Here is a 23,131-nt window from a genome sequence, read left to right as displayed (position 1 = left end):
GGCAATGACTGAAATTAAGAGAACCAGCCACCAAACCACTGGTGGAACTTCATCATCACAAAGTCCCACATCCGGCTAAAGAATCCGCCCTCTTCAACCGCTTCCATCACCATCAACGGACGCTGTTCAATAGATTTCCCGTTAAGCTGGAAGTCGATAGTTCCGACAACCTGGCCTTTCTTCAACGGAGCGGTTAATTGCGGTTCAGTCAGAGTAAAGCTGGCCTTCAGGTTTTTAAGCTGACCACGTGGGATAGTCACAGATCCGCCTTCTCCAGCCCCCAGATTGACTTCACTCTTATCACCAAACCAGACGCGCTGGGTCACGAAAGTTGCATCCGGCTTGATCGGTGTAACGGTTTCAAAGAAACGAAAGCCCCACGTGAGCAGTTTTTCTGACTCATTGAAACGAATACGATCGGTTTTCGCCCCTAACACCACGGAGATCAGGCGCATATCACCTTGCGTCGCAGAGGCCACCAGGTTATATCCCGCACCTGTAGTGGTACCCGTTTTCATACCATCAACATTCAGGTTGGTGCTCCACAACAGGCGGTTGCGGTTCGGTTGACGAATTTTATTGAAGGTAAACTCTTTCTCTTTATGGATGGCGTACTCTTCTGGCACATCGTGGATTAACGCTTTGCCCAGCAACGCCATATCACGCGCGGTACTGAACTGCCCTGGCGCATCCAGACCATGTACCGTCTGGAAAGTGGTGTTGGTCAGTCCCAGTTTTTGCGCGTAACCGTTCATCAAACCAATAAAGGATTCCTGACTACCGGCCACATAATCTGCCAGAGCGATACAGGCATCATTACCGGACTGGATGATAATGCCTTTATTCAGATCGGACACCGCTACCTGATCGCCAGGCTTCAGGAACATCACCGAAGATCCACGCAGGGCCGGGTTGCCCGTCGCCCAGGCATCTTTCCCCACGGTCACCATGTCAGTCAGGTTAATTTTCCCCGCCTTCAGCGCCTGACCAACCACATAGCTGGTCATAATTTTAGTCAGACTGGCTGGGTCCAGTTTCTCGTCAGCATTGCCTTCCGCCAGAACCTTGCCGCTGGCGTAATCCATTAAGATCCACGCCCGCGCATCCACGCTCGGCGGGGCCGTTGGTTGCTCCACCGCCTGTGCGGTTGGTGCAAAAAGGAATAAGAGTGCTGAACCTGCAGCCAGGCTGCGAAGGGAAGAGAAGTATTGCGTCATAAATGCCACCCGAGTATCCATTCCAAAAAACCACGTCATAACACACCGTGTTTACACAAACTGCATCGGCCCAACCAACGCAGAAGAGGCCTGATGGATGACGTGTAAAATAAGTGCGGTGAGTAATAACGCACTAACGAGCTTAAAGAAACCGTAAGTTGGTAAAGTTTTTAAAGTTTATGCAATAACATTGCGCTGCGCTGCCCCCATCACGATTTTTTTACACCTTGTTGCGTAAATATTAGGTTTACCCCACCATGTGAACCTGTCAGATGCCGAATGCAGACATAAAGCTGCTCAATTAATTTGCGGAGTTACTATGATTACACTGTGGGGTCGAAATAACTCGACCAACGTAAAGAAAGTGTTGTGGACGCTCGAAGAACTGGAACTACCGTATACCCAAATCCTGGCGGGCGGGCAGCATGGCATTAACCACGATGCGGACTATCTGGCAATGAATCCCAACGGCCTGGTTCCGCTACTGCGCGATGATGAAACCGACGTATTACTGTGGGAATCCAACACCATTGTCCGCTATCTGGCTGCCCAGTACGGGCAAAAGCGTTTGTGGATTGATGCTCCGGCAAAGCGCGCTGAAGGCGAAAAATGGATGGACTGGGCTAACCAGACGTTGAGTCCTGCACACCGGGTGATTTTATTCGGTCTGGTCAGAACACCGGCTGAACAACGTGACCAGGCAGCCATCGACGCAGGGGCGAAGGTTTGCGATAACCTGCTTAGCATTCTTGACGACGCGCTGGCAAACCAACCATGGTTCTCCGGGGCTGAATTTGGTACCGGCGATATTGCCGTCGCACCGTTCATCTATAACCTGTTTAACGTCGGCCTGAGCTGGACCCACCGACCTCATCTTGAACGCTGGTATCAGCAGCTCACCGAGCGTCCGGCATTCCAGAAAGTGGTCATGATCCCAGTCAGCTAATAGCGTCAATGATGCAATGTTCAGGGACTCACCTTAAGTAATTCCCCGTCGGACTCGTCGGTTAACACATATAAATAACCGTCTGGTCCGACACGCACATCACGGATCCGTTGCCCCCTTTCCCGCAAAATGCGTCCGTCCTCCGTCACGTTATTCCCGTTGACGCTTAACACGATCACGTCCTGTTCTTTCAACGCGCCAATAAACAGTTTCTGCTGCCACTGCGGGAAGGTATCGCGGTTATAAAAGGCCATTCCGCTGACTGCTGGAGATTTTTCCCAGTAAAAGACGGGTTGTTCAGTACCGTCGACTATTTCGCCCCGTGATTCCGGAATTTTAAAACCACTGTAGTTAACACCCCAGGTCGCTATCGGCCAGCCATAGTTTTTACCTTTTTCGGGGACATTAATTTCATCGCCTCCGCGTGGGCCATGCTCATTTAACCACAACACCTCACTCCAGGGATTCATCGCCATGCCCTGCGGATTACGAATGCCGTACGACCAAATTTCAGGACGAGCACCAGCCTGATTCACAAAGGGATTGTCTGACGGAATTTTGCCCTGCTCGGTCAGACGCACAACCTTGCCTTGCAACTTATCCAGATCCTGAGCGGTAGAACGCTGATTATTCTCTCCCAGTCCAATAAACAGATAACCTTTGCCATCAAATACCATGCGTCCGCCAAAATGGTTTCCGGTTGAGAGTTTAGGCATTTGGCGAAAAATCGCCTTGAATCCCTCCAGATGCTTGAGGTCATCACTCAGTCGTCCGTAGCCTACGGCTGTCCCTGCTTTCCCTTCATGGTTGGCTTCAGCATAACTGAGCCAAACCCGCCGGGAGTGTTCAAAATCCGGCGCTAACACCACGTCGAGTAATCCTCCCTGTCCATTTACCCAAACCTTTGGCACACCGGTCAGCGGATCTGAAAGCCCCTTACCGGGTTGCCAGAGTCGAAGTTGTCCTCCCCGAAGCGTAATGAGTATGCCGCGATTATCAGGTAAAAAAGCAAGTGACCAGGGATGGTCAAGTTTGGTTTGCAACACTTCAACCTTCACAGCAGACAGTTCAGCACCGGCAAAAGGGGAAAGTAACGCAAACGAGGCAACACAGAGAAAGAGTCGACGCATAACACCTCCTTAATGGCTCTGCATAAAGCGTAGCCAGCAGGAGGAGATATCCTGCTACTTTTACATAATATTAACGAAAAGGGGGAGCGTCCTCCCCCTGGTTCAGACGTGTTCCAATGTTGAGTAGCTCTGCAAGCTTTGGATACTCAGCGTCAGCGTTGTCAGGCAGTTTTCAAGTTTCTCTGCGTTAACAGCAATAAAATTTGGACAGTCATGATGTCCACTCATAAGACAAACAGCGGCGGCGGCTAACGCCCCTTCAGCACGATGAAGGGCATTCCACTCTTCCTGATCAAGATGCATACCGTGGAGCTGTGATTGATCGTGTAGTTCGCGATTCAGTGCAAAAAAACCATCACGCAGACGATCGTTCTCGCTGACTGACATGTAGCCTTTCGCCTTCCTCAACAACAGATAAGCGGCGAGGTCGATGCGGGCGTTTATCAACTTGTTGAGAAGATCGGTTCTCAGTCTGTCAACAACCATACTTTGTTCCTCCTCTTTCCAACCATAGTGCAACTTAATAGTATGGTTGTTTTTTGAACAAATTGATGCTCTATATCAATAAACCCTAATTGATTAACATAATTTACAATGTTACAACCTGTAGCTGCGGACAGAGTCGTTGTGCTCACGGAGAGACAACCTCCCTCAGATCTCTGACTTACCGGTCATTTTTTGCTATACCTGTGGGATTACTGCGCGACGCTTAGCATGAGGGGACTATGTCAAAAGCAAATGATGCAGAAAAAATACGCACGCTATCAAAGATAGACCTCAATCTGCTGACGATTTTCTGTTTGATCTATAGCGTAGGCAGTATCAGCAGGGTCGCTGACATGCTGAATATTTCGCCCTCTGCCGTCAGCCAATCATTAAGGAAGCTACGCGAATTAATGGGGGATAACTTATTTGTCCGCAGCGGCAATGCTCTGTTGCCGACAGTCTATTCCGACGAGCTTTATGACAATACGATCCCAATTATCGACAAACTCTCACTGCTGATGCCACATTCGTCCCCGGCAACAAAAAAAAGACTCACTCTGTACACTGAATCTTTTATTTCTCCGATCGTTATTCCCGATGTCACAGCCAAAATAATCAACACTGACGCTGATATTAGCCTCCTGCATCTTACCGCCGATTTAAATGAGCAAAGCATTATTGAGTTGTTAAACATGCGGCAGGCGGATGTTGTTTTTTCAACCTTTTCGGTTGAATCAGGGGGGATCTCCTGTCAAAAAATATGTGATATGCGCCTGGTACTGGCCGCTTCACAGAATAATACGTTGTATGAGAATTCGATTAGTGAAGAAATGTTCCGACGCGCAAATCTCGTCGGCTATAACACAAAAAATGAAAAGATTATTTACCACAGAAGCATCGTTGATAAGAAATTCAGAACTGGAGAGCGCTGCCTGCTAACCTCTTCTTTTACAGCAATACTCACCATTGTATCTAATACACAATGTGTAGGCGTGATCCCGGAAAAAGTATTTAACACTCACGCAAAACTTTACGGGTTAAAAAAAATAAACACACCATTCCCGTTACCGCAATTTAGTATTTATGCTTCATCGCGTAAAGAAACCAGTACCCATAAGATACTGGCTCCCATTCTGGCTGAATTACAAGCGCCTCCCGGTCCTGAAAACCTGGAAGGACACCTGTAGTCATTAAAGGTTAAACGTGTATTTTGGTAATACGCCAGATGTTATCAGCATATTCCTGTACCGTTCTGTCTGAAGAAAAGTAACCCATATTGGCGATATTATGCAGCGTTTTTGTCGTCCATTCACGAGGATTACAATACAAATCGTCCACCGCATCCTGGCAATCTACATAGCTACGATAATCCGCTAAAACCTGATAATGGTCGCCAAAGTTAATCAACGAATCCAGTATATTCTGATATCGCCCTGGTTCCTGTGGACTGAACATGCCAGTACCTATTTGAGTCAGTACCTGGTGCAGCTCAATATCGTTCTCAAAAATAGCTCTGGGGCTATAACCGCTTTGTCGTAAGGCTTCTACTTCTTGTGCCGTATTCCCAAAGATAAAGATGTTATCTTCGCCGACATACTCCCGCATCTCAATGTTCGCCCCGTCCAGCGTACCGATTGTTAACGCGCCATTAAGCCCAAACTTCATGTTACTGGTCCCGGAAGCCTCAGTACCGGCCAACGAAATCTGTTCAGACAGATCTGCGGCCGGAATGATCAATTGCGCCAGGCTGACGCTGTAATCCGGTATAAACACCACTTTCAACCTGCCACCAATTTGCGGATCGTTATTGACCCGCTGCGCCACATCGTTAATTAAGCGAATAATTTGTTTCGCCATGTAGTACGACGAAGCGGCTTTTCCCGCAAAAATATTCACACGAGGTACCCAATTGGCATCCGGCGCAGCTTTAATGCGGTTATAACGGGTGATGATGTGGAGCACATTCAGTAATTGCCGCTTGTACTCGTGGATACGCTTTACTTGCACGTCAAACAAAGCATCAGGATTCACTACCACACCAAATTGTGTGGCAATGTAGTGTGCCAACCGCTGTTTATTTTCCCGCTTCGCCCGATGCACCGCCTCATTCACGGACGGATAATCGATGTACTGCTTCAATTCGCCAAGCTGAATAAGTTTGGTACGCCAGGTATGACCAATATGCTCATCCAGCACGCTGGCAAGTGGAGGATTCGCCAGGGCCAGCCAACGCCTGGCCGTAACACCATTAGTCACATTAGTAAAACGCATAGGGAAAATACGTGCGAAATCAGCAAACAAGGATTCCGTCATCAGTTTTGAATGCAATGCCGACACGCCATTGACTTTATGGCTGACAACTACAGCCAGCCAGGCCATACGCACCACGCGACCATTAGATTCATCAATCAGCGATACACGTTTTAGTAACTCACTATTATCGTGATATTTATCGCTCACCGATTTCAGGAACCGCTCGTTAATTTCAAAAATAATCTGCAAATGACGAGGCAGGAGTCTGCTCAGCATCTCCACCGGCCATGTCTCCAGCGCTTCGCTCATCAGGGTATGATTGGTATAGGAAAAGATCTGACAGGTCACATCAAACGCATCTTCCCAGCAAAACTGATGCTGATCGATCAATAAACGCATCAGTTCAGGGATCGCCAGTACCGGATGAGTATCATTAAGATGGATTGCGATTTTATCTGCCAGATTATGGTAGGTTTTGTGCAACTGATAATGACGACTCAGAATATCCTGAACTGTTGCGGACGCCAGGAAATAAGCCTGTCGTAAGCGTAATTCACGGCCAGCATCGGTAGAGTCGTCCGGGTATAGCACCCGCGAGATCCTCTCAAAGTGGTATTTGTTTTCCACTTCAATAGAAAAATCATCATTCAGATTCAGTTTGCCAGAGTTAACCTCGCTGTTAACCTGCACATTCCACAAGCGTAATGTATTGGTGGTGTCTGTCGCGTAGCCGGGCACAATTTGATCGTGCGCCACAGCCAGAATATCCTCGGTTTCAATCCACCGGGTTTTATTCCCTTCCTGCTGAATGCGACCACCGAAACGCACTTTATAATGCGTATTATGTCGTTTGAATTCCCACGGATTCCCGTATTCCAGCCAATAGTCCAGAGACTCTTTTTGTACTCCATTTACGATATTTTGTTTGAACATACCGTAATTATAACGAATACCATATCCGCATCCCGGCAGCCCAAGCGTCGCCAGCGAATCGAGGAAACAGGCAGCCAGACGTCCGAGACCGCCATTACCTAACCCAGGGTCATTTTCTTCATCGATCAGTTCTTCCAGATCCAGCCCCATAGCTTCAAGCGCGCAGTTCACTTCATCGTACAGACCTAAAGAAAGCAACGCGTTGGAAAGAGTGCGTCCAATCAGAAATTCCATCGATAAATAGTAAACCTGGCGGGCATCCTGAGAAAACTGGGCCCGGTTAGAGCGGTGCCAGCGTTCGACCATTCGATCGCGCACGGCGTATAACGTTGCATTTAGCCACTCCCGTTTTGTCGCGATTGCGGGATCCTTACCAATCGTAAATAAGAGTTTATTCGCAATATCATCTCTAAGTTTATCAACATCAGAATCTGCAGCGACCGGAAGTGGCGAAATATACATATCAACATTACCTTTCAGAATATTGTAGGATGGGACATCGACAGGCGAATTATTTAAAGCTTAGGTTTTCAAGTTTTACTTTTTTGCAGGATAACTTCGTGGCGAGTAATAAAACTTAATTCTGCCATTAAAATACGCCAGGTTAGACCTGTCGCGAGAGAGATATAATATAAACTCACGCCATTAGCATAAAGTGTTTTAGCCATTTCAAGTTTGGCCTGCAAAACAATATCTTTCAAATTTAACCTCATTGATAACGCTCGACGGAATAAAATTTACGCCAATGCCTTTCTATAGCCAAGAAGTAGCACTTAAAGCCGGAATTAGACTCTCTAAACACCTTTCACCAGCAGATATTCTATTAATTCCCCTTTATTCTGTTCGTCTTCTCGCTATCAGATATAGATGTAGCGTGAAGGCATCTGTATAATCCCCCGATTACGAGCAATGTACAGTATAAGAAAATGGCAAAAATTGGTTTTATATCACTAGGTTGTCCGAAAAACCTCGTCGATTCCGAACGCATCCTGACTGAACTTCGTACTGAAGGTTATGATGTTGTACCGAGCTACGACGACGCGGATATGGTTATCGTTAACACCTGCGGCTTTATCGACAGTGCGGTACAAGAGTCACTGGAAGTGATTGGCGAAGCGCTGAACGAAAACGGCAAGGTGATTGTCACCGGCTGTCTGGGCGCGAAAGTCGATCAGATCCGTGAAGTTCACCCGAAGGTGCTGGAAATCACCGGGCCACATAGCTACGAACAGGTTCTTGAGCATGTTCACCACTATGTGCCAAAGCCGAAGCATAACCCCTTCCAGAGCCTGGTACCTGAGCAGGGCGTCAAACTGACTCCGCGTCACTACGCCTATCTGAAAATATCTGAAGGCTGTAACCACCGCTGCACATTCTGCATTATTCCATCTATGCGTGGTGATCTGGTGAGCCGTCCGATCGGCGACGTACTCAGCGAAGCTAAACGCCTGGTTGATGCCGGTGTGAAAGAGATCCTGGTAATCTCCCAGGATACTTCTGCTTACGGCGTGGATGTGAAGCATCGCACTGGTTTTCATAACGGCGAACCAGTAAAAACCAGCATGGTTGACCTGTGTGAGCAACTGTCAAAACTGGGTATCTGGACCCGTTTGCATTATGTCTACCCGTACCCGCACGTTGACGACGTAATTCCACTGATGGCGGAAGGTAAAATCCTGCCGTATCTGGACATCCCACTGCAGCATGCCAGCCCGCGTATTCTCAAGCTGATGAAGCGACCTGGCTCTGTGGACAGACAATTAGCGCGTATTAAACAATGGCGTGAAATCTGCCCTGAGCTGACTCTGCGATCGACATTCATCGTCGGCTTCCCGGGTGAAACAGAAGAAGACTTCCAGATGCTGCTTGACTTCCTGAAAGAAGCTCGCCTGGATCGCGTTGGTTGCTTTAAGTACAGCCCGGTTGAGGGTGCTGGCGCAAATGATCTGCCGGATCAAATCCCGGAAGAGGTGAAGGAAGAGCGCTGGAACCGCTTTATGCAACTTCAGCAGCAGATCTCTGCTGAACGTTTGCAGGAAAAAGTAGGTCGCGAAATTATGGTCATCGTTGATGAAGTTGACGAAGAAGGCGCCATTGGCCGTAGCATGGCAGACGCACCTGAAATCGACGGCGCGGTGTACATGAATGGGGAAACCAACGTGAAACCAGGCGATATCATCCGCGTGAAAGTTGAAAACGCAGACGAATACGATCTGTGGGGCTCCCGCGTCTAAACACACGTAACAGAACCGTAGGCCGGATAAGCCATTTATGCTGACATCTGGCAATGCCTGATAGCAATGCTAAAGCATCTTATCAGGCCTACGGTTTATCCCTTTATCTTAGGGTCCAGCGCGTCGCGCAGGCCATCTCCCAACATATTAAACGCCAGTACCGTCAGGAATATAGCTACTGCCGGGAAAATCGCCACGTGCGGCGCGATCACCATATCTGCCCGCGCTTCGTTAAGCATAGCCCCCCACTCCGGCGTTGGCGGCTGAGCACCTAACCCAAGAAATGACAAACTCGCGGCTGAAATAATCGATGTCCCGATACGCATGGTAAAAAAGACCACAATCGAGGAGACGGTTCCCGGCAGAATATGGTTGAAGATGATAGTTGTATCGCTGGCGCCGATGCTACGCGCCGACTCAATAAACGTCTGTTGCTTAAGTACCAGCGTATTCCCTCGCACCAGACGGGCGAAGGCCGGAATGGAGAAGACTGCGACAGCAATGATGACGTTAGCAATGCCACTTCCCAGCACCGCCACCACTGCAATTGCCAGCAAAATACCAGGAAAGGCGAACAGCACATCGCAGATGCGCATAATCAGCCGATCCCACCAGCCTTCGTAATAGCCCGCCAGCAGTCCCAATACCGTCCCTATCGCCGCGCCAATAAAGACGGCAAAGACTCCCGCAGCCAGCGAGATTTGCGCACCGACCAACACGCGGCTGAAAATATCTCTACCCAATGAATCGACGCCAAACCAGTGCATCATCGACGGGCCGTCATTCAGACGGTCATAATCGAAGTAATTCTCGGCATCAAACGGCGTCAGCCAGCGGGCAAATATCGCGACCAGGATCAAGGCCAGCACAAATATCCCGGCGATCATCGCCACGTGCTGGCGACGAAAACGACGCCAGAACTCATGCCATGGCGTACGGATCTGTTCAGGCTTCACGAGGGGCATCGCATTTAAAATCGCCTGCCGGCGCCAGTTAAAAAATCGCATCCTTACTTGTACCTGATAGCGGGATTAATGGCGGCATAGAGCACATCCACCACTAAGTTAATAAGAATAAACTCCAGAGAAAATAACAGAACCTCGGCCTGAATCACCGGATAGTCTCGCATTTCAACAGAGTCTACCAACAATCGCCCAAGCCCGGGCCAGTTGAACACTTTCTCAACCACAATTGAGCCACCAAGCAAAAAACCGAACTGCAATCCCATCATCGTAACGACCGGAATCATTGCGTTTCGCAGACCGTGTTTTAACACCACCCAGGTTTCACTTACCCCTTTCGCACGAGCAGTGCGCATGTAATCTTCGCTAAGCACATCGACAAACGAGGCACGGGTAAAACGTGCAAGCACCGCCGCCACCGCTGCACCGAGAGTGATGGAAGGCAGGATATAATGCAGCCAGGTGTCTGCGCCAACGGTCGGTAACCAGCCCAGCTCAACGGAGAATATCTGCATCAACAGCATACCAAGCGCAAAGGCCGGGAAAGATATCCCCGTTACCGCCAGCGCCATGCTCACCCTGTCCGGCCAACGGTTGCGCCATACGGCGGCGATGATCCCCGCCGTCATACCAAATAAAACCGCCCACGCCATACTGGCGATCGTCAGCCACAGGGACGGCATAAAGCGGCTGGCAATCTCTTCAGCCACCGGCCGACGGGAGACCATTGATGTCCCGAAATCGCCCTGCAAAACGTTAGTGATGTAATGCCAGAACTGAACATGCAGCGGCTGGTCCAGACCCAACTGCTGGCGCACCAGTTCAATAACCTCAGCGTCGGCCTCCGGCCCGGCAATCAGTCGGGCAGGGTCGCCTGGCAGCAGGTGGACAAATAAAAACACCAGCACCGCGACAATCAACAGGGTTGGAATTAGCCCCAGCAGGCGCTTGAAAACATAGTTAAGCATCAGACTCCCTTCGGCGGCCCCCGTTATTCAGGGGCCAAATGAATAGCTTATTGCAAATCCGCATCATCAAAACTAAATCCGGTATCCGGCATAATCCAGAATCCGGTCAAATTTGTACTGTGCGCAGAGATCAGTTTTTCCACCACTAACGGGATCCACGGCGACTCTTTCCAGATGATATCTTGCGCGTCTTTGTACAACTGCGCTTTTTGCGCCGGATCGTTGGTCTGCAATGCTGCCGATAAATCGCTGTCCACCTGCTTGTTACTGTAGAACGCCGTATTAAACAAGGTTGGCGGCCAGTTTTGTGAAGCAAACAGCGGCGACAGCGCCCAGTCAGCCTCGCCCGTAGACGCTGACCAGCCGGTGTAGAACATCCGCACCCCACTCTCTTTCTGCGCCTTCCCTTCAACTTCGGCGGCTCGCTGTCCGGCATCCATCGCAGTGACCTGTGCTTTAATGCCCACCTGCGCTAACTGCTGCTGCGTAAATTGCAGAACTTTCTGCGCGGTGCTGTGGTTATGCGACGACCACAGTGTGGTGGTAAACCCGTTGGGATAACCCGCCTCTTTTAACAATTCACGTGCCTTTGCCGGATCGTAAGGCCACGGCGTATAGCTTTGTGCGTAGGCAATCGCCGGAGGAAGAACACCTGTCGCTGGCGTCGCGTAACCGGCAAAAGCTACTTTCACCAGCGCCTGACGGTTGATGGCATAATTCAGCGCCTCACGCACCTTCGGGTTGTCGAACGGTTTTTGCGTGACGTTCATACTGATATAACGCTGCATTATTGACGGGCTGGCAACCAGTTGCAGATTTTTGTTCTTCGCCAGTAACGCAGCCTGCTCGTAAGGGATCGGGAAAGCAAACTGGGCTTCACCCGTCTGCAACATTGCCGCACGGGTATTGTTGTCCGTTACCGGACGCCAGGTAATCGTATCAAGCTTTGGCAATCCCTGCTGCCAGTAGCCTGGGAACTTCTTCACCTTAACAAAATCGGTCTGATTCCAGGTATCCAGTTGATAAGGGCCGGTACCAACAGGATGGAAACCAATATCCTTGCCGTACTTTTCCAGTGCTGCTGGTGAAATCATCGCCGTTGCCGGATGCGCCAGGATATTGATAAATGCAGAGAACGGTTGTTTTAGCGTGATCTTCACCGTAGACGGATCGACGGCCTCGGTTTTATCAATATTCTTATACAAATTGTAGCGTTTAAGATGGTTTTCCGAATTACTGGCTCGATCAAGGTTGGCTTTTACCGCAGCGGCATTGAAGTCGGTCCCATCCTGAAACTTCACGCCCTGGCGCAGTTTGACGAGGTACGTCAGGCCATCGGCGGAAACGGTGTAGCTTTCCGCCAGCACGTTTTTCAGTTTCATCTCTTTATCAAGACCGAACAATCCCTGATAAAACGACTTCGCCACCGCCTGTGACAGCGTATCGTTCGCATCATACGGATCGAGCGTAGTGAAATTAGACCCTACCGCCACCACCACATTTTTGGCAGCCCAGGAAGGAGACGCAGCCAGTGCAGAGGCTACCCCCAGAGCAACCAGCCATTTTCGAGCAACAATTTTTGTCATGTTATTCTCCTGAACCCTGCCTGCCTGTTATAAACGCGAAAGCGCATTATCCGCTTGCGAACGCGCAACATAATGCCCCGGCCCAACTAACTGGAGTGAGACGGGGAAGATTTCTTCACCGCGTTTGCGGATATTGCTGGGGATATCATCCGACAGCAGTACGCGCTGCGGCCGGTGATGAGATGGGTCGGCGACTGGTACTGCCGACATCAATTTTCGGGTATAGGGATGTTGAGGATTTTCAAACACCGCCCGCCGGGTCCCAATTTCTACAATTTGTCCCAGATACATCACTGCCACACGGTGACTGATACGCTCTACTACCGCCATATCGTGAGAAATAAACAGGTATGCAATACCCATTTCGCGCTGCAGGTCGAGCAACAGGTTGATAATCTGTCCACGAATTGAGACATCCAGTGCGGAAACAGACTCATCGGCGATAATCACTTTCGGATTCAGCGCCAGCGCCCGGGCAATGCAAATACGCTGACGCTGCCCGCCCGAAAATTCATGCGGATAACGCCAGGCATGCTCAGGAAGCAACCCAACACGCTCCAGCAACCATGCCACGCGTTTTGCCGCTGCATCGCCTTGCAGTAAACCATGAACCCGCAGCGGTTCCAGAATCGAATATCCCACCGTCTGGCGAGGATCCAGTGATGCATAAGGGTCCTGGAAGATAAATTGTATATCCCGGCGCAGCGGCTGCAGCTTGCTGGCCGCCAGCGTATCAATACGTTGGCCGTTGAACGTTATCTCCCCACGCTGGGACTCCACCAGACGCAACAACGCGCGCCCGGTGGTGGACTTACCGCAGCCTGACTCCCCAACCAGCGATAGCGTTTCACCGGGCCAGAGATCAAAGCTGACGTTTTCTACTGCATGAACTTCGCGAGTTACGCGATTAAGAATGCCGCTACGCAATGGAAAACGCGTCACCAGATTGCGTACCCGCAAAATCGGCTCCCCCTCAACCACGGTGTCCTGTTCAGTCTCTGGTTCAATATGGTCAGGATCATGCAGGGAAATAAGCGGAAACCGACGCGGAAGGTCATGCCCGCTCATCGCTCCAAGCTGCGGTACGGCTGCCAGAAGCGCTTTAGTGTAGGGATGTTGGGGAGCGTGAAAAATCTGTTCAACGCTGCCGGTTTCTACAGCTTCCCCCTGATACATTACCAGCACACGATCGGCTATATCGGCAACAACCCCCATATCGTGGGTGATAAATATCACCCCCATGGACATATCCTGCTGTAACACTTTAATCAGCTGAAGGATCTGTGACTGAATAGTGACATCCAGCGCAGTTGTCGGCTCATCAGCAATCAATACCGCAGGACGGCAAGAGAGCGCCATCGCAATCATCACCCGCTGACGCATGCCGCCGGAAAGCTGATGCGGGTAGCGCGATAAAATGGCCCTCGACTCGGGAATACGCACCTGGTCGAGCATTCGTTTGGCCTCCGCCATCGCATCTTCACGATTTGCGCCCTGATGTAAGCGAATAGACTCGGCAATCTGTTCGCCAACGGTAAACACCGGGTTGAGTGACGTCATCGGCTCCTGGAAGATCATCGCGATATCCGCACCGCGTACATGACGCATCTGCGAGGCGCTTTGTTCACCGAGCTCAATTACCTGTCGGTTACGTCGCCGAAGCAGCATCTCATCGCAACTTACTTCACCGCCCGCCTGTTCTATCAGACGCATTAGTGACAAAGCAGTTACTGATTTCCCTGAACCGGATTCGCCAACAATCGCCAGCGTTTCTCCACGCTTCAGGCGAAATGACAGATTACGCACCGCGCTGATACGTTGCTGCTCCTGCTCAAAGGCAATATTCAGGTTGCTGACCGCCAGCACATCGCTGACATCAAGCTCATCACTGTGTGGCAACGGTATCTCCTTTCTCCCGGTAAATACCGGTAGTTGGCGTATCGCCGGCATATCCCCAGGCACGGTACATGCCTTCACTATTAAACGGTAAAGCGACGTTACCTTCATGATCGACGGCGATTAGCCCACCGCTGCCGCCCAACGCCGGTAATTTCTCCATCACCACGCGTTCGCACGCCTCTGATAAGCTCAGACCGCCATAATCCATCAGCGCCGCAATGTCATAAGCAGCCAGCGCACGAATAAATACTTCGCCAGTTCCCGTACAGGAGACAGCAACACTGGCATTATTGGCATAACACCCCGCACCGACCAGCGGACTGTCACCGACGCGCCCCGGCAATTTGTTGGTCATACCACCCGTTGATGTCGCAGCAGCCAGATTGCCGTACTGATCCAGCGCTACCGCACCGACGGTCCCCATTTTATTGCGTTCGTCCAATGGCGAACCACTATGATCAAGTATCGTCTCATCCGCCGTACGCGCCGCCACAAGCTGTGCAAAACGCTCTGGTGTAGAGAAAATATCGGCAGCAACGCGCGTCATTCCCTGCGCAATGGCAAAATTTTCCGCCCCTTCCCCCACCATCATGACATGCGGACTGTGCTCCATCACCAGACGAGCAGCAAGGATCGGGTTTCGCAGGTGGCTAACCCCGGCAACAGCTCCCGCCTTCAGCGTATTACCGTCCATAACGCAAGCATCCAGCTCATGGGTTTCATCACGGGTAAACACCGCACCAATTCCGGCATTGAACAGAGGGCACTCTTCAAGCAGACGTACGGCTTCGGTGACGACATCCAGCGCGTTTTGACCCGCTTCAAGCATCCGTTGCCCCACCTCAACGATATCTGACAGCGCCTGTATATAACGTAACTCCTGCTCCTGACTCAGTTGTGAGCGGGTTATTGCGCCAGCACCACCGTGAATTGCAATGACTGCTTTGCTCATTTTTATCGTCCATTAAGGTGGCTGGTATCGGGGTTATAAATATCAGAAATTCTGTGAGTTATTGATTCGATTTTTGAATATAGAAAGATGCAGACGTCATGTAAAGATAAAGCCCCGCACCTAAGACTGAGGTGGCATACTGTCGACGCCTGTTTTCTGACATAATGGCCAGATTCGATTTTGCCTCGCAGGAGTCTTCTCATGGAATTTACCACCGGACTGATGCCGCTCGAAACGGCACTCACTCAGATGCTGTCGTCTATTACCCCACTCACCGCAGTCGAAACGTTGCCCCTGGTTCAATGCTTCGGTCGTATTCTGGCAACTGACGTAGTCTCCCCTTGTGATGTACCGGGATTTGATAACTCGGCAATGGACGGCTACGCGGTACGTGTAGAGGATCTACAATCCGGTCAGCCGCTCACTGTTGCAGGTAAAGCCTTTGCCGGTCAGCCTTACCATGGTGAATGGCCAGCGGGAACCTGCATTCGTATTATGACTGGCGCACCGGTTCCTGCCGGTTGTGAAGCGGTGGTGATGCAGGAACAAACCGAACAAACTGACGGCGGCATCCGTTTTACTGCGGATGTCCGCACCGGGCAAAATATCCGTCGGCGCGGCGAAGATATTTCCAACGGCGCTGTTGTCTTTCCCGCAGGAACTCGCCTGACGACGGCTGAACTCCCCGTGCTGGCATCGCTGGGTATAGCTGAGGTCCAGGTGGTTCGCAAAGTGCGCGTAGCACTCTTCTCCACCGGTGATGAATTGCAGTTGCCAGGCCAACCACTGGGCGACGGACAAATTTATGACACCAACCGCCTGACCGTGCATCTCATGCTGCAACAGTTGGGCTGCGAAGTAATCAACTTAGGCATTATCCGCGACGATCCAAATGCGTTACGCGCGGCGTTTATCGAAGCTGACAGCCAGGCCGACGTGGTTATCAGTTCCGGCGGTGTTTCTGTGGGTGAAGCAGACTACACCAAAACCATACTGGAAGAACTGGGAGAGATCGCGTTCTGGAAGCTGGCGATCAAGCCAGGCAAGCCATTTGCTTTCGGTAAACTAAGCAATAGCTGGTTTTGCGGCCTGCCAGGCAACCCGGTTTCTGCAGCCCTCACCTTCTATCAACTCGTGCAGCCACTTTTAGCGAAACTCAGTGGTAATACGGCCAGCGGGCTTCCACCTCGCCAGCGCGTGCGCACCGCATCACGCCTGAAAAAAACGCCAGGGCGCCTGGATTTCCAACGCGGAGTATTGCAGCGCACGGCAGAGGGCGAACTGGAGGTCACCACCACCGGTCATCAGGGCTCGCATATTTTTAGCTCCTTCAGCCAGGGTAACTGTTTTATTGTACTGGAGCGCGACCGCGGTAACGTGGAGGCCGGAGAGTGGGTAGAGGTCGAACCGTTTAACGCACTGTTTGGAGGCCTGTAATGGCAGAACTCAGCGACCAGGAGATGATGCGCTATAACCGGCAAATCATCCTGCGCGGCTTTGATTTTGAAGGTCAGGAAGCGCTTAAAGAGGCGCGGGTACTGGTCGTTGGTCTGGGAGGACTTGGTTGTGCTGCTACCCAGTACCTGGCGGGTGCGGGTATCGGGCATTTGACCCTGCTCGACTTTGATACCGTTTCAGTTTCTAACCTCCAGCGCCAGACGCTTCACAGCGATGCTACGGTAGGGATGCCAAAAGTAGAGTCTGCTCGAGACGCACTGGCGCGGATCAATCCACATATTACGATTACGCCAATCAATGCGCTGCTGGATGATGCCGCTATTCATACGCTAATTGCTGAGCATGATCTGGTGCTGGATTGTACCGATAATGTCGCGGTGCGTAATCAGCTAAATGCCGCCTGTTTTGCCACTAAGATTCCACTTGTGTCCGGTGCGGCAATTCGCATGGAAGGGCAAATCAGCGTATTTACCTGGCAGGACGGAGAGCCCTGCTATCGCTGCCTGAGCCGACTGTTTGGCGAAAACGCCTTAACCTGCGTGGAAGCCGGGGTGATGTCTCCGCTAATTGGCGTGATCGGTTCATTGCAGGCAATGGAAGCAATTAAGTTACTGGCAAACTACGGTAAACCAGCGACAGGAAAGATCGTGATGTACGATGCAATGACCTGCCAGTTTCGCGAAATGAAGCTAATGCGTAACCCAGGCTGCGAGGTGTGCGGGCAGTAATATGTAGCCCCCGGTGACACACACTCGCCGGGGCTGCATAAAGCCAGTGTTCAATGCCTCTGTGATTTAACATCATCCTCAGAAAGCCCGGTGATTCTGACGATCAACTCCCGTGGAAGACCGTCTTCCAGCATTGAGCCAGCAATACGCAACGCTTCCTCACGGCGCCCTTCGGCTAAACCTTTTTCAAGACCACGTTGCATACCTTCCCGCAGCCCTTTCCTCTGTCCCGCCCTGCGTATTTTTTCTACAATGTTCATTGTACTCTCCTTGTATCCGGGTACCTGCTGCGCCAGTTTACGCATAAATCGACTAAATCTCGGTTTGTGTCCGTGCTGGATAAGCAGGTAATTAAACAGCGCTTTTAGCTGGCTGTCATTAGTGGTTCCAGTAGTCAGGAGCGAGGCCACTTTGTCTGCCAGCCCCATCAGATCACGCCGACGAATATATTTTTGCATCAGCTCCAGAAGCGCTACGCGTCGGTGCTGCATGATGTCATCATCCGGAACGACTGTGATATCCACTAATGGAAATGCCGACAGGTAAAGCTGATGTGCCAACGCCGGATTATCGAACTCATCCAGCCAGCACAACGAGAAAGGGTAAGGCGTGTCGATGCCGTGATAAAACAGCATCGGTACCACTAACGGTAACGTGTCATGCCCAGCGTCGAGATGGCTTTGCATTGCCGCTATCGCATAACGCATCAGGCGAAACGCCATATGAGTATCGGGACTGCTTTGATGTTCAATCACCACATAGATATAACCATCACCCTCACTGGTTTTCATCGACCAGAGCACATCGGAATAATAGGCGCGCAAGTTTTCTTCGATGAAACTGGCGGGTTTCAGTTCTAATGTCGTAAGATCGCATAATGTACGTAACCTGGAGGGAAGATGAATTTCAATAAAGTCGCGGACAGTCTCCGGATACTTTAAAAATGTTTTAAATAGCGCATCGTGCGGTGTGGAAGTGGGCGATTTCTTCATGGTGGTCCGTCACCTGATTCACATAATGACGCGACTGTACTCGCCATCGTGACGGATAACACCCAGACTTTATCGGATATACGAACACAGTTCGGAGATAAACCGCCTCAACTGTAACGGATTCATTTTTGCGGGATAGTGTACGCAGAAATGCCGGGCCAACCCGGCATATTCGGCTTAAAGAGATGTCCGACCAAACGCCCCCTGCCAGTCGTGCTCAAACTTGGCTACAGCGGCATCAACAGCTGGGGAACTTATCATCTGCTGAGCAACATCCAACGGCAGTGTGATGGCTTCGCAGCCGACCAGCAGGCAATCCAGCGCCTGACGTGGCGTTTTAAAGCTGGCAGCCAGAACTTTGGCGTGCGGAGCGTGCATTTTCAGTAAGTTCTGCAGATCGGCCACCATCTGAATCCCATCGCCCCCCTGCGCATCCACGCGGTTAACATAAGGTGCAACGTATTCTGCTCCCGCCAGCGCAGCTAACAATCCCTGTGCCGCACCATATACTCCCGTGCCCAGCGTCGGGATCCCTTCTTCCTTCAGTAACTTAATCGCCGCCAGACCTTCTGCTGTGACCGGTACTTTCACCACGATATCAGGAATAATGGCCCGAAGTTTACGCGCATCGCTAACCATACCCTCAGCGGTCGTCGCCATTACCTGAGCAAACAGACGCCCCCGGCCTCCCATCGCGTCATACAAAGCCGGTAGTAACATCTCCAGCGTCTTCTTGCCTGCTGCCACAATGCTCGGGTTTGTGGTCACTCCTGCCAGCGGAAAAATACGCGCCAGGGCTTTCACCGCGTCAATGTCAGACGTATCTAAATAGAGTTCCATAACCTTTCCTCAACGAATATTTGCCTGGATAAAAGGTAGCACGGCAAAACCTCGCAGTTAGTTGACGCACGTCAATATAACTTTCATTCGAAAGTAATTTAATCTTTATATGAAAGAAAAGAGGCCGCTTATGATTTTCAATATTCAGCGCTATTCCACTCACGATGGTCCCGGTATCCGTACCGTAGTGTTCCTTAAAGGATGCTCCCTGGGCTGTCGCTGGTGCCAGAATCCAGAGAGTCGCGCCCGTACACAGGATCTGTTATACGACGCGCGTCTGTGCCTGGACGGCTGCGACCTGTGTGCTCAGGCCGCACCCGCGGTGATTGAGCGTGCGCTGAACGGCCTGTTAATCCATCGCGAAAAACTAAGTGATGAAGCGATCACTGCACTGACCCACTGCTGCCCAACTCAGGCACTGACCGTTTGCGGCGAAGTCAAAAGTGTGGAAGAAATCATGTCCACCGTGCTGCGCGATAAACCGTTTTACGATCGCAGCGGTGGCGGGATAACGCTTTCCGGCGGCGAACCGTTTATGCAGCCGGAACTGGCGGCAGAATTATTGAAAGCCAGCCACGACGCAGGTATTCACACGGCCGTCGAAACCTGTCTGCATGTACCCTGGAAGTATATTGAACCTTCATTACCAGACATCGATCTGTTTCTTGCCGATCTAAAACATGTGGCCGATGCGCCGTTTAAACAGTGGACCGATGGTAGCGCCGCACGCGTACTGGAAAATCTGAAAAAACTGGCCGCGGCCGGTAAAAAAATGATTATCCGCGTGCCGTTAATTCAGGGATTCAACGCTGACGAAGCAGCCATCAAAGCCATTACCGATTTTGCCGCCGATGAACTTCACGTCGGTGAGATTCATTTTTTGCCCTACCACACCCTGGGCATCAACAAATACCACTTACTCAGTCAACCCTACAACGCCCCGGATAAACCGCTTGATGCGCCTGCATTGCTTGAATTTGCCGAGCAGTATGCCTGCCATAAAGGTTTAACCACGACCCTACGAGGATAACCGCCATGACCACACTGAAACTGGATATACTCAGCGATCGTATCAAAGCGCACAAAACGGCCCTGATCCACATCGTGAAACCGCCAGTCTGTACTGAGCGCGCCCAACACTACACCGAGATGTATCAGCAACATCTGGATAAGCCTGTCCCGGTTCGGCGCGCGCTGGCACTGGCGCATCATCTGGCGGAACGAACAATCTGGATCAAGCATGACGAGCTGATTATAGGTAACCAGGCAAGCGAAGTGCGCGCCGCGCCTATCTTCCCGGAATATACCGTTTCCTGGATTGAAAAAGAGATCGACGACCTGGCGGATCGCCCGGGCGCAGGCTTTGCGGTTAGCGAAGAAAACAAGCGGGTACTGCATGAAATTTGCCCGTGGTGGCGTGGTCAGACCGTGCAGGATCGCTGCTACGGTATGTTCACCGACGAACAAAAAGGTTTGCTGGAAACCGGTATTATCAAAGCCGAAGGCAACATGACCTCTGGTGATGCGCATCTGGCGGTAAACTTCCCGCTGGTGCTGGAAAAAGGTCTTGATGGTCTGCGCCACAAAGTCGACGAGCGTCGTGCCCGCATTAACCTCACCTGCCTGGAAGACCTGCATGGCGATCAGTTCCTGAAAGCCATTGATATCGTCCTCGACGCGGTGAGTCTGCACATTGAGCGTTTTGCCGACCTGGCGCGTGAAATGGCGGCCACAGAGACCCGCGAAAGTCGCCGCGATGAACTGCTGGCAATAGCGGAAAACTGCGATGTTATTGCCCACCAGCCACCACAGACCTTCTGGCAAGCGCTGCAATTGTGCTACTTCATCCAGTTGATTCTGCAAATTGAATCAAACGGTCACTCGGTATCGTTTGGTCGCATGGACCAGTATCTCTATCCGTTCTATCGTCGTGACGTGGAGCTGAACCAGTCACTGGATCGTGAGCATGCCATTGAACTGCTGCACAGCTGCTGGCTGAAACTGCTGGAAGTGAACAAAATCCGCTCCGGGTCCCACTCAAAAGCGTCAGCAGGCAGCCCGTTATATCAAAACGTTACCATTGGCGGGCAAAATCTGCTTAACGGTCAACCAACAGATGCGGTCAATCCGCTCTCTTATGCCATTCTGGAATCTTGCGGTCGTCTTCGTTCAACTCAGCCAAACCTCAGCGTGCGCTATCACGCGGGAATGAGTAACGATTTCCTTGATGCCTGCGTACAGGTAATTCGCTGCGGTTTCGGGATGCCGGCCTTTAACAATGATGAAATCGTCATCCCGGAATTCATTAAGCTCGGTATTGAACCTCAGGACGCTTACGACTATGCGGCGATTGGCTGCATCGAAACCGCCGTTGGCGGTAAGTGGGGCTACCGCTGCACCGGCATGAGCTTTATCAACTTTGCCCGCGTAATGCTGGCTGCACTGGAAGGTGGTCGTGATGCCACCAGCGGGAAAGTGTTCCTGCCACAGGAAAAAGCACTCTCCGCGGGTAACTTCGATAATTTCGACGAAGTAATGGCTGCCTGGGATACGCAGATCCGCTATTACACACGTAAATCCATCGAGATTGAGTACGTAGTCGATACCATGCTGGAGGAAAATGTTCATGACATTCTCTGCTCCGCACTGGTAGACGATTGTATTGAGCGTGCAAAAAGCATTAAGCAAGGCGGCGCAAAGTATGACTGGGTATCTGGCTTGCAGGTCGGTATTGCTAACCTCGGCAACAGTCTGGCGGCAGTGAAAAAGTTAGTCTTCGAACAGGGGGTTATTGGTCAGCAACAGCTGGCTGCCGCACTGGAAGATGACTTTGACGGTCTGACTCATGAGCAGTTACGCCAGCGTCTGATCAACGGTGCGCCAAAATACGGTAATGATGATGACAGCGTCGATACTCTGTTGGCCCGCGCTTATCAGACCTATATCGACGAACTGAAACAGTACCATAACCCACGTTACGGCCGTGGCCCGGTTGGTGGCAATTACTATGCCGGTACCTCTTCCATCTCCGCAAACGTGCCGTTTGGTGCAGCAACTATGGCGACGCCGGATGGCCGTAAAGCCCATACTCCGCTGGCGGAAGGCGCGAGCCCGGCCTCCGGCACCGATCATCTCGGTCCGACTGCGGTTATTGGTTCGGTTGGCAAGTTGCCTACCGGCTCGATTCTCGGCGGCGTACTGCTCAATCAGAAACTGAATCCAGCGACGCTGGAGAATGAGTCTGATAAGCAGAAACTAATGATCCTGCTGCGCACCTTCTTTGAAGAGCACAAAGGCTGGCATATCCAGTACAACATCGTTTCCCGTGAAACGCTGCTGGAAGCCAAAAAACATCCGGATCAGTATCGTGATCTGGTGGTGCGTGTCGCTGGCTACTCCGCCTTCTTCACCGCCCTGTCTCCGGATGCGCAGGACGATATCATCGCCCGTACGGAACATATGCTGTAGCACCACTCGGATAACTACCGTGTTTATCCAGTCTTGAACCATTCCCCAATGGATTTCAAGTTGCAGGAACGCGGCAAGG

19 protein-coding genes are annotated in these 23,131 nt (G+C 51.2%); 7 read left to right on the top strand and 12 right to left on the bottom strand.

The window, feature by feature from the left end; translation table 11 throughout:
* Positions 1 to 14: 14 nt before the first annotated feature.
* Positions 15 to 1,217 (bottom strand): serine-type D-Ala-D-Ala carboxypeptidase, encoded by a 1,203-nt coding sequence (gene dacC / locus LG384_RS07545; RefSeq protein ID WP_048222747.1) that lies wholly within the window; start codon positions 1,215 to 1,217, stop codon positions 15 to 17.
* 319 nt (positions 1,218 to 1,536) lie between these two features.
* Between dacC and LG384_RS07540 the strand changes: the two genes are divergently transcribed.
* Entirely contained in the window at positions 1,537 to 2,163 is a 627-nt protein-coding gene (locus tag LG384_RS07540; protein WP_048221779.1) for a glutathione S-transferase family protein, read from the top strand.
* Positions 2,164 to 2,183: 20 nt separating this feature from the next.
* Here LG384_RS07540 and LG384_RS07535 read toward each other — a convergent pair whose 3' ends face one another.
* Both LG384_RS07535 and bssR read right to left on the bottom strand, forming a co-directional pair.
* The gene (locus LG384_RS07535; protein WP_225760695.1) at positions 2,184 to 3,293 is read right to left on the bottom strand and encodes a PQQ-dependent sugar dehydrogenase; all 1,110 of its coding nucleotides are present in this window, start codon (positions 3,291 to 3,293) and stop codon (positions 2,184 to 2,186) included.
* Between the two features lie 102 nt (positions 3,294 to 3,395).
* Entirely contained in the window at positions 3,396 to 3,779 is a 384-nt protein-coding gene (gene bssR / locus LG384_RS07530; protein WP_045441216.1) for a biofilm formation regulator BssR, read from the bottom strand.
* A 239-nt stretch (positions 3,780 to 4,018) separates the two neighbouring features.
* Here bssR and LG384_RS07525 point away from each other — a divergent pair, with 239 nt between their 5' ends.
* Positions 4,019 to 4,966: a LysR family transcriptional regulator gene (locus tag LG384_RS07525; RefSeq protein WP_045441215.1), complete on the top strand. Its 948-nt coding sequence runs from the start codon at positions 4,019 to 4,021 to the stop codon at positions 4,964 to 4,966.
* A gap of 10 nt (positions 4,967 to 4,976) precedes the next feature.
* On the opposite strand, the gene glgP is transcribed toward LG384_RS07525, so the two are convergent.
* Together glgP and LG384_RS07515 are read right to left on the bottom strand one after the other, a co-directional pair.
* On the bottom strand, positions 4,977 to 7,427 hold the full coding sequence (gene glgP, locus LG384_RS07520) for a glycogen phosphorylase (protein WP_200010692.1): 2,451 nt from the start codon (positions 7,425 to 7,427) through the stop codon (positions 4,977 to 4,979).
* 68 nt (positions 7,428 to 7,495) lie between these two features.
* The gene (locus LG384_RS07515; protein ID WP_225760694.1) at positions 7,496 to 7,666 is read right to left on the bottom strand and encodes a glycine cleavage system protein T; all 171 of its coding nucleotides are present in this window, start codon (positions 7,664 to 7,666) and stop codon (positions 7,496 to 7,498) included.
* A gap of 225 nt (positions 7,667 to 7,891) precedes the next feature.
* On the opposite strand from LG384_RS07515, the gene rimO reads away from it, so the two are divergent.
* On the top strand, positions 7,892 to 9,199 hold the full coding sequence (gene rimO, locus LG384_RS07510; protein ID WP_045441212.1) for a 30S ribosomal protein S12 methylthiotransferase RimO: 1,308 nt from the start codon (positions 7,892 to 7,894) through the stop codon (positions 9,197 to 9,199).
* A 95-nt stretch (positions 9,200 to 9,294) separates the two neighbouring features.
* Here the strand turns inward: rimO and gsiD are convergent, their stop codons facing one another.
* From gsiD to iaaA, 5 genes are read right to left on the bottom strand one after another with little or no spacing between them, the layout of a single operon-like run.
* The gene (gene gsiD, locus LG384_RS07505) at positions 9,295 to 10,206 is read right to left on the bottom strand and encodes a glutathione ABC transporter permease GsiD (RefSeq protein WP_225760693.1); all 912 of its coding nucleotides are present in this window, start codon (positions 10,204 to 10,206) and stop codon (positions 9,295 to 9,297) included.
* Positions 10,207 to 10,208: 2 nt separating this feature from the next.
* Positions 10,209 to 11,129, bottom strand: coding sequence for a glutathione ABC transporter permease GsiC (gene gsiC / locus LG384_RS07500; RefSeq protein WP_045441210.1), 921 nt, complete (start codon positions 11,127 to 11,129; stop codon positions 10,209 to 10,211).
* A gap of 47 nt (positions 11,130 to 11,176) precedes the next feature.
* A complete protein-coding gene (gsiB, locus tag LG384_RS07495) occupies positions 11,177 to 12,715 on the bottom strand; it encodes a glutathione ABC transporter substrate-binding protein GsiB (protein ID WP_225760692.1) in 1,539 nt (512 codons plus the stop codon).
* Between the two features lie 27 nt (positions 12,716 to 12,742).
* Positions 12,743 to 14,614 (bottom strand): glutathione ABC transporter ATP-binding protein GsiA, encoded by a 1,872-nt coding sequence (gene gsiA, locus LG384_RS07490; protein ID WP_048221784.1) that lies wholly within the window; start codon positions 14,612 to 14,614, stop codon positions 12,743 to 12,745.
* The gene (gene iaaA, locus LG384_RS07485; RefSeq protein WP_045441207.1) at positions 14,601 to 15,566 is read right to left on the bottom strand and encodes a beta-aspartyl-peptidase; all 966 of its coding nucleotides are present in this window, start codon (positions 15,564 to 15,566) and stop codon (positions 14,601 to 14,603) included. The genes gsiA and iaaA overlap by 14 nt, the downstream gene beginning before the upstream one ends.
* A gap of 201 nt (positions 15,567 to 15,767) precedes the next feature.
* Between iaaA and moeA the strand changes: the two genes are divergently transcribed.
* Both moeA and moeB read left to right on the top strand, forming a co-directional pair.
* On the top strand, positions 15,768 to 17,003 hold the full coding sequence (gene moeA / locus LG384_RS07480) for a molybdopterin molybdotransferase MoeA (RefSeq protein ID WP_045441206.1): 1,236 nt from the start codon (positions 15,768 to 15,770) through the stop codon (positions 17,001 to 17,003).
* Positions 17,003 to 17,752 (top strand): molybdopterin-synthase adenylyltransferase MoeB, encoded by a 750-nt coding sequence (gene moeB / locus LG384_RS07475; RefSeq protein WP_225760691.1) that lies wholly within the window; start codon positions 17,003 to 17,005, stop codon positions 17,750 to 17,752. Before moeA ends, moeB begins: the two co-directional genes overlap by 1 nt.
* A gap of 50 nt (positions 17,753 to 17,802) precedes the next feature.
* On the opposite strand, the gene LG384_RS07470 is transcribed toward moeB, so the two are convergent.
* Both LG384_RS07470 and fsa read right to left on the bottom strand, forming a co-directional pair.
* Positions 17,803 to 18,744 (bottom strand): Rpn family recombination-promoting nuclease/putative transposase, encoded by a 942-nt coding sequence (locus LG384_RS07470; RefSeq protein ID WP_225760690.1) that lies wholly within the window; start codon positions 18,742 to 18,744, stop codon positions 17,803 to 17,805.
* A 177-nt stretch (positions 18,745 to 18,921) separates the two neighbouring features.
* A complete protein-coding gene (gene fsa, locus LG384_RS07465; RefSeq protein WP_200010680.1) occupies positions 18,922 to 19,584 on the bottom strand; it encodes a fructose-6-phosphate aldolase in 663 nt (220 codons plus the stop codon).
* 130 nt (positions 19,585 to 19,714) lie between these two features.
* Here fsa and LG384_RS07460 point away from each other — a divergent pair, with 130 nt between their 5' ends.
* Complete coding sequence (locus LG384_RS07460) at positions 19,715 to 20,614, top strand: glycyl-radical enzyme activating protein (RefSeq protein WP_225760689.1); 900 nt, start codon at positions 19,715 to 19,717, stop codon at positions 20,612 to 20,614.
* A gap of 5 nt (positions 20,615 to 20,619) precedes the next feature.
* Entirely contained in the window at positions 20,620 to 23,052 is a 2,433-nt protein-coding gene (locus tag LG384_RS07455) for a glycyl radical protein (RefSeq protein ID WP_048221788.1), read from the top strand.
* Positions 23,053 to 23,131: the final 79 nt, after the last annotated feature.

The organism is Citrobacter sp. Marseille-Q3906, assembly GCF_916618775.1.
GTDB classification, from domain to species: domain Bacteria; phylum Pseudomonadota; class Gammaproteobacteria; order Enterobacterales; family Enterobacteriaceae; genus Citrobacter; species Citrobacter murliniae.
This window is presented reverse-complemented; position numbering and strand designations above follow the sequence as displayed.

Coding starts and splice junctions, on each gene's coding strand:
- dacC (WP_048222747.1), bottom strand. CDS start 1,217: ATGACGCAATACTTCTCTTCCCTTCGCAGCCTGGCTGCAGGTTCAGCA.
- LG384_RS07540 (WP_048221779.1), top strand. CDS start 1,537: ATGATTACACTGTGGGGTCGAAATAACTCGACCAACGTAAAGAAAGTG.
- LG384_RS07535 (WP_225760695.1), bottom strand. CDS start 3,293: ATGCGTCGACTCTTTCTCTGTGTTGCCTCGTTTGCGTTACTTTCCCCT.
- bssR (WP_045441216.1), bottom strand. CDS start 3,779: ATGGTTGTTGACAGACTGAGAACCGATCTTCTCAACAAGTTGATAAAC.
- LG384_RS07525 (WP_045441215.1), top strand. CDS start 4,019: ATGTCAAAAGCAAATGATGCAGAAAAAATACGCACGCTATCAAAGATA.
- glgP (WP_200010692.1), bottom strand. CDS start 7,427: ATGTATATTTCGCCACTTCCGGTCGCTGCAGATTCTGATGTTGATAAA.
- rimO (WP_045441212.1), top strand. CDS start 7,892: ATGGCAAAAATTGGTTTTATATCACTAGGTTGTCCGAAAAACCTCGTC.
- gsiD (WP_225760693.1), bottom strand. CDS start 10,206: ATGCGATTTTTTAACTGGCGCCGGCAGGCGATTTTAAATGCGATGCCC.
- gsiC (WP_045441210.1), bottom strand. CDS start 11,129: ATGCTTAACTATGTTTTCAAGCGCCTGCTGGGGCTAATTCCAACCCTG.
- gsiB (WP_225760692.1), bottom strand. CDS start 12,715: ATGACAAAAATTGTTGCTCGAAAATGGCTGGTTGCTCTGGGGGTAGCC.
- iaaA (WP_045441207.1), bottom strand. CDS start 15,566: ATGAGCAAAGCAGTCATTGCAATTCACGGTGGTGCTGGCGCAATAACC.
- moeA (WP_045441206.1), top strand. CDS start 15,768: ATGGAATTTACCACCGGACTGATGCCGCTCGAAACGGCACTCACTCAG.
- moeB (WP_225760691.1), top strand. CDS start 17,003: ATGGCAGAACTCAGCGACCAGGAGATGATGCGCTATAACCGGCAAATC.
- LG384_RS07470 (WP_225760690.1), bottom strand. CDS start 18,744: ATGAAGAAATCGCCCACTTCCACACCGCACGATGCGCTATTTAAAACA.
- fsa (WP_200010680.1), bottom strand. CDS start 19,584: ATGGAACTCTATTTAGATACGTCTGACATTGACGCGGTGAAAGCCCTG.
- LG384_RS07460 (WP_225760689.1), top strand. CDS start 19,715: ATGATTTTCAATATTCAGCGCTATTCCACTCACGATGGTCCCGGTATC.
- LG384_RS07455 (WP_048221788.1), top strand. CDS start 20,620: ATGACCACACTGAAACTGGATATACTCAGCGATCGTATCAAAGCGCAC.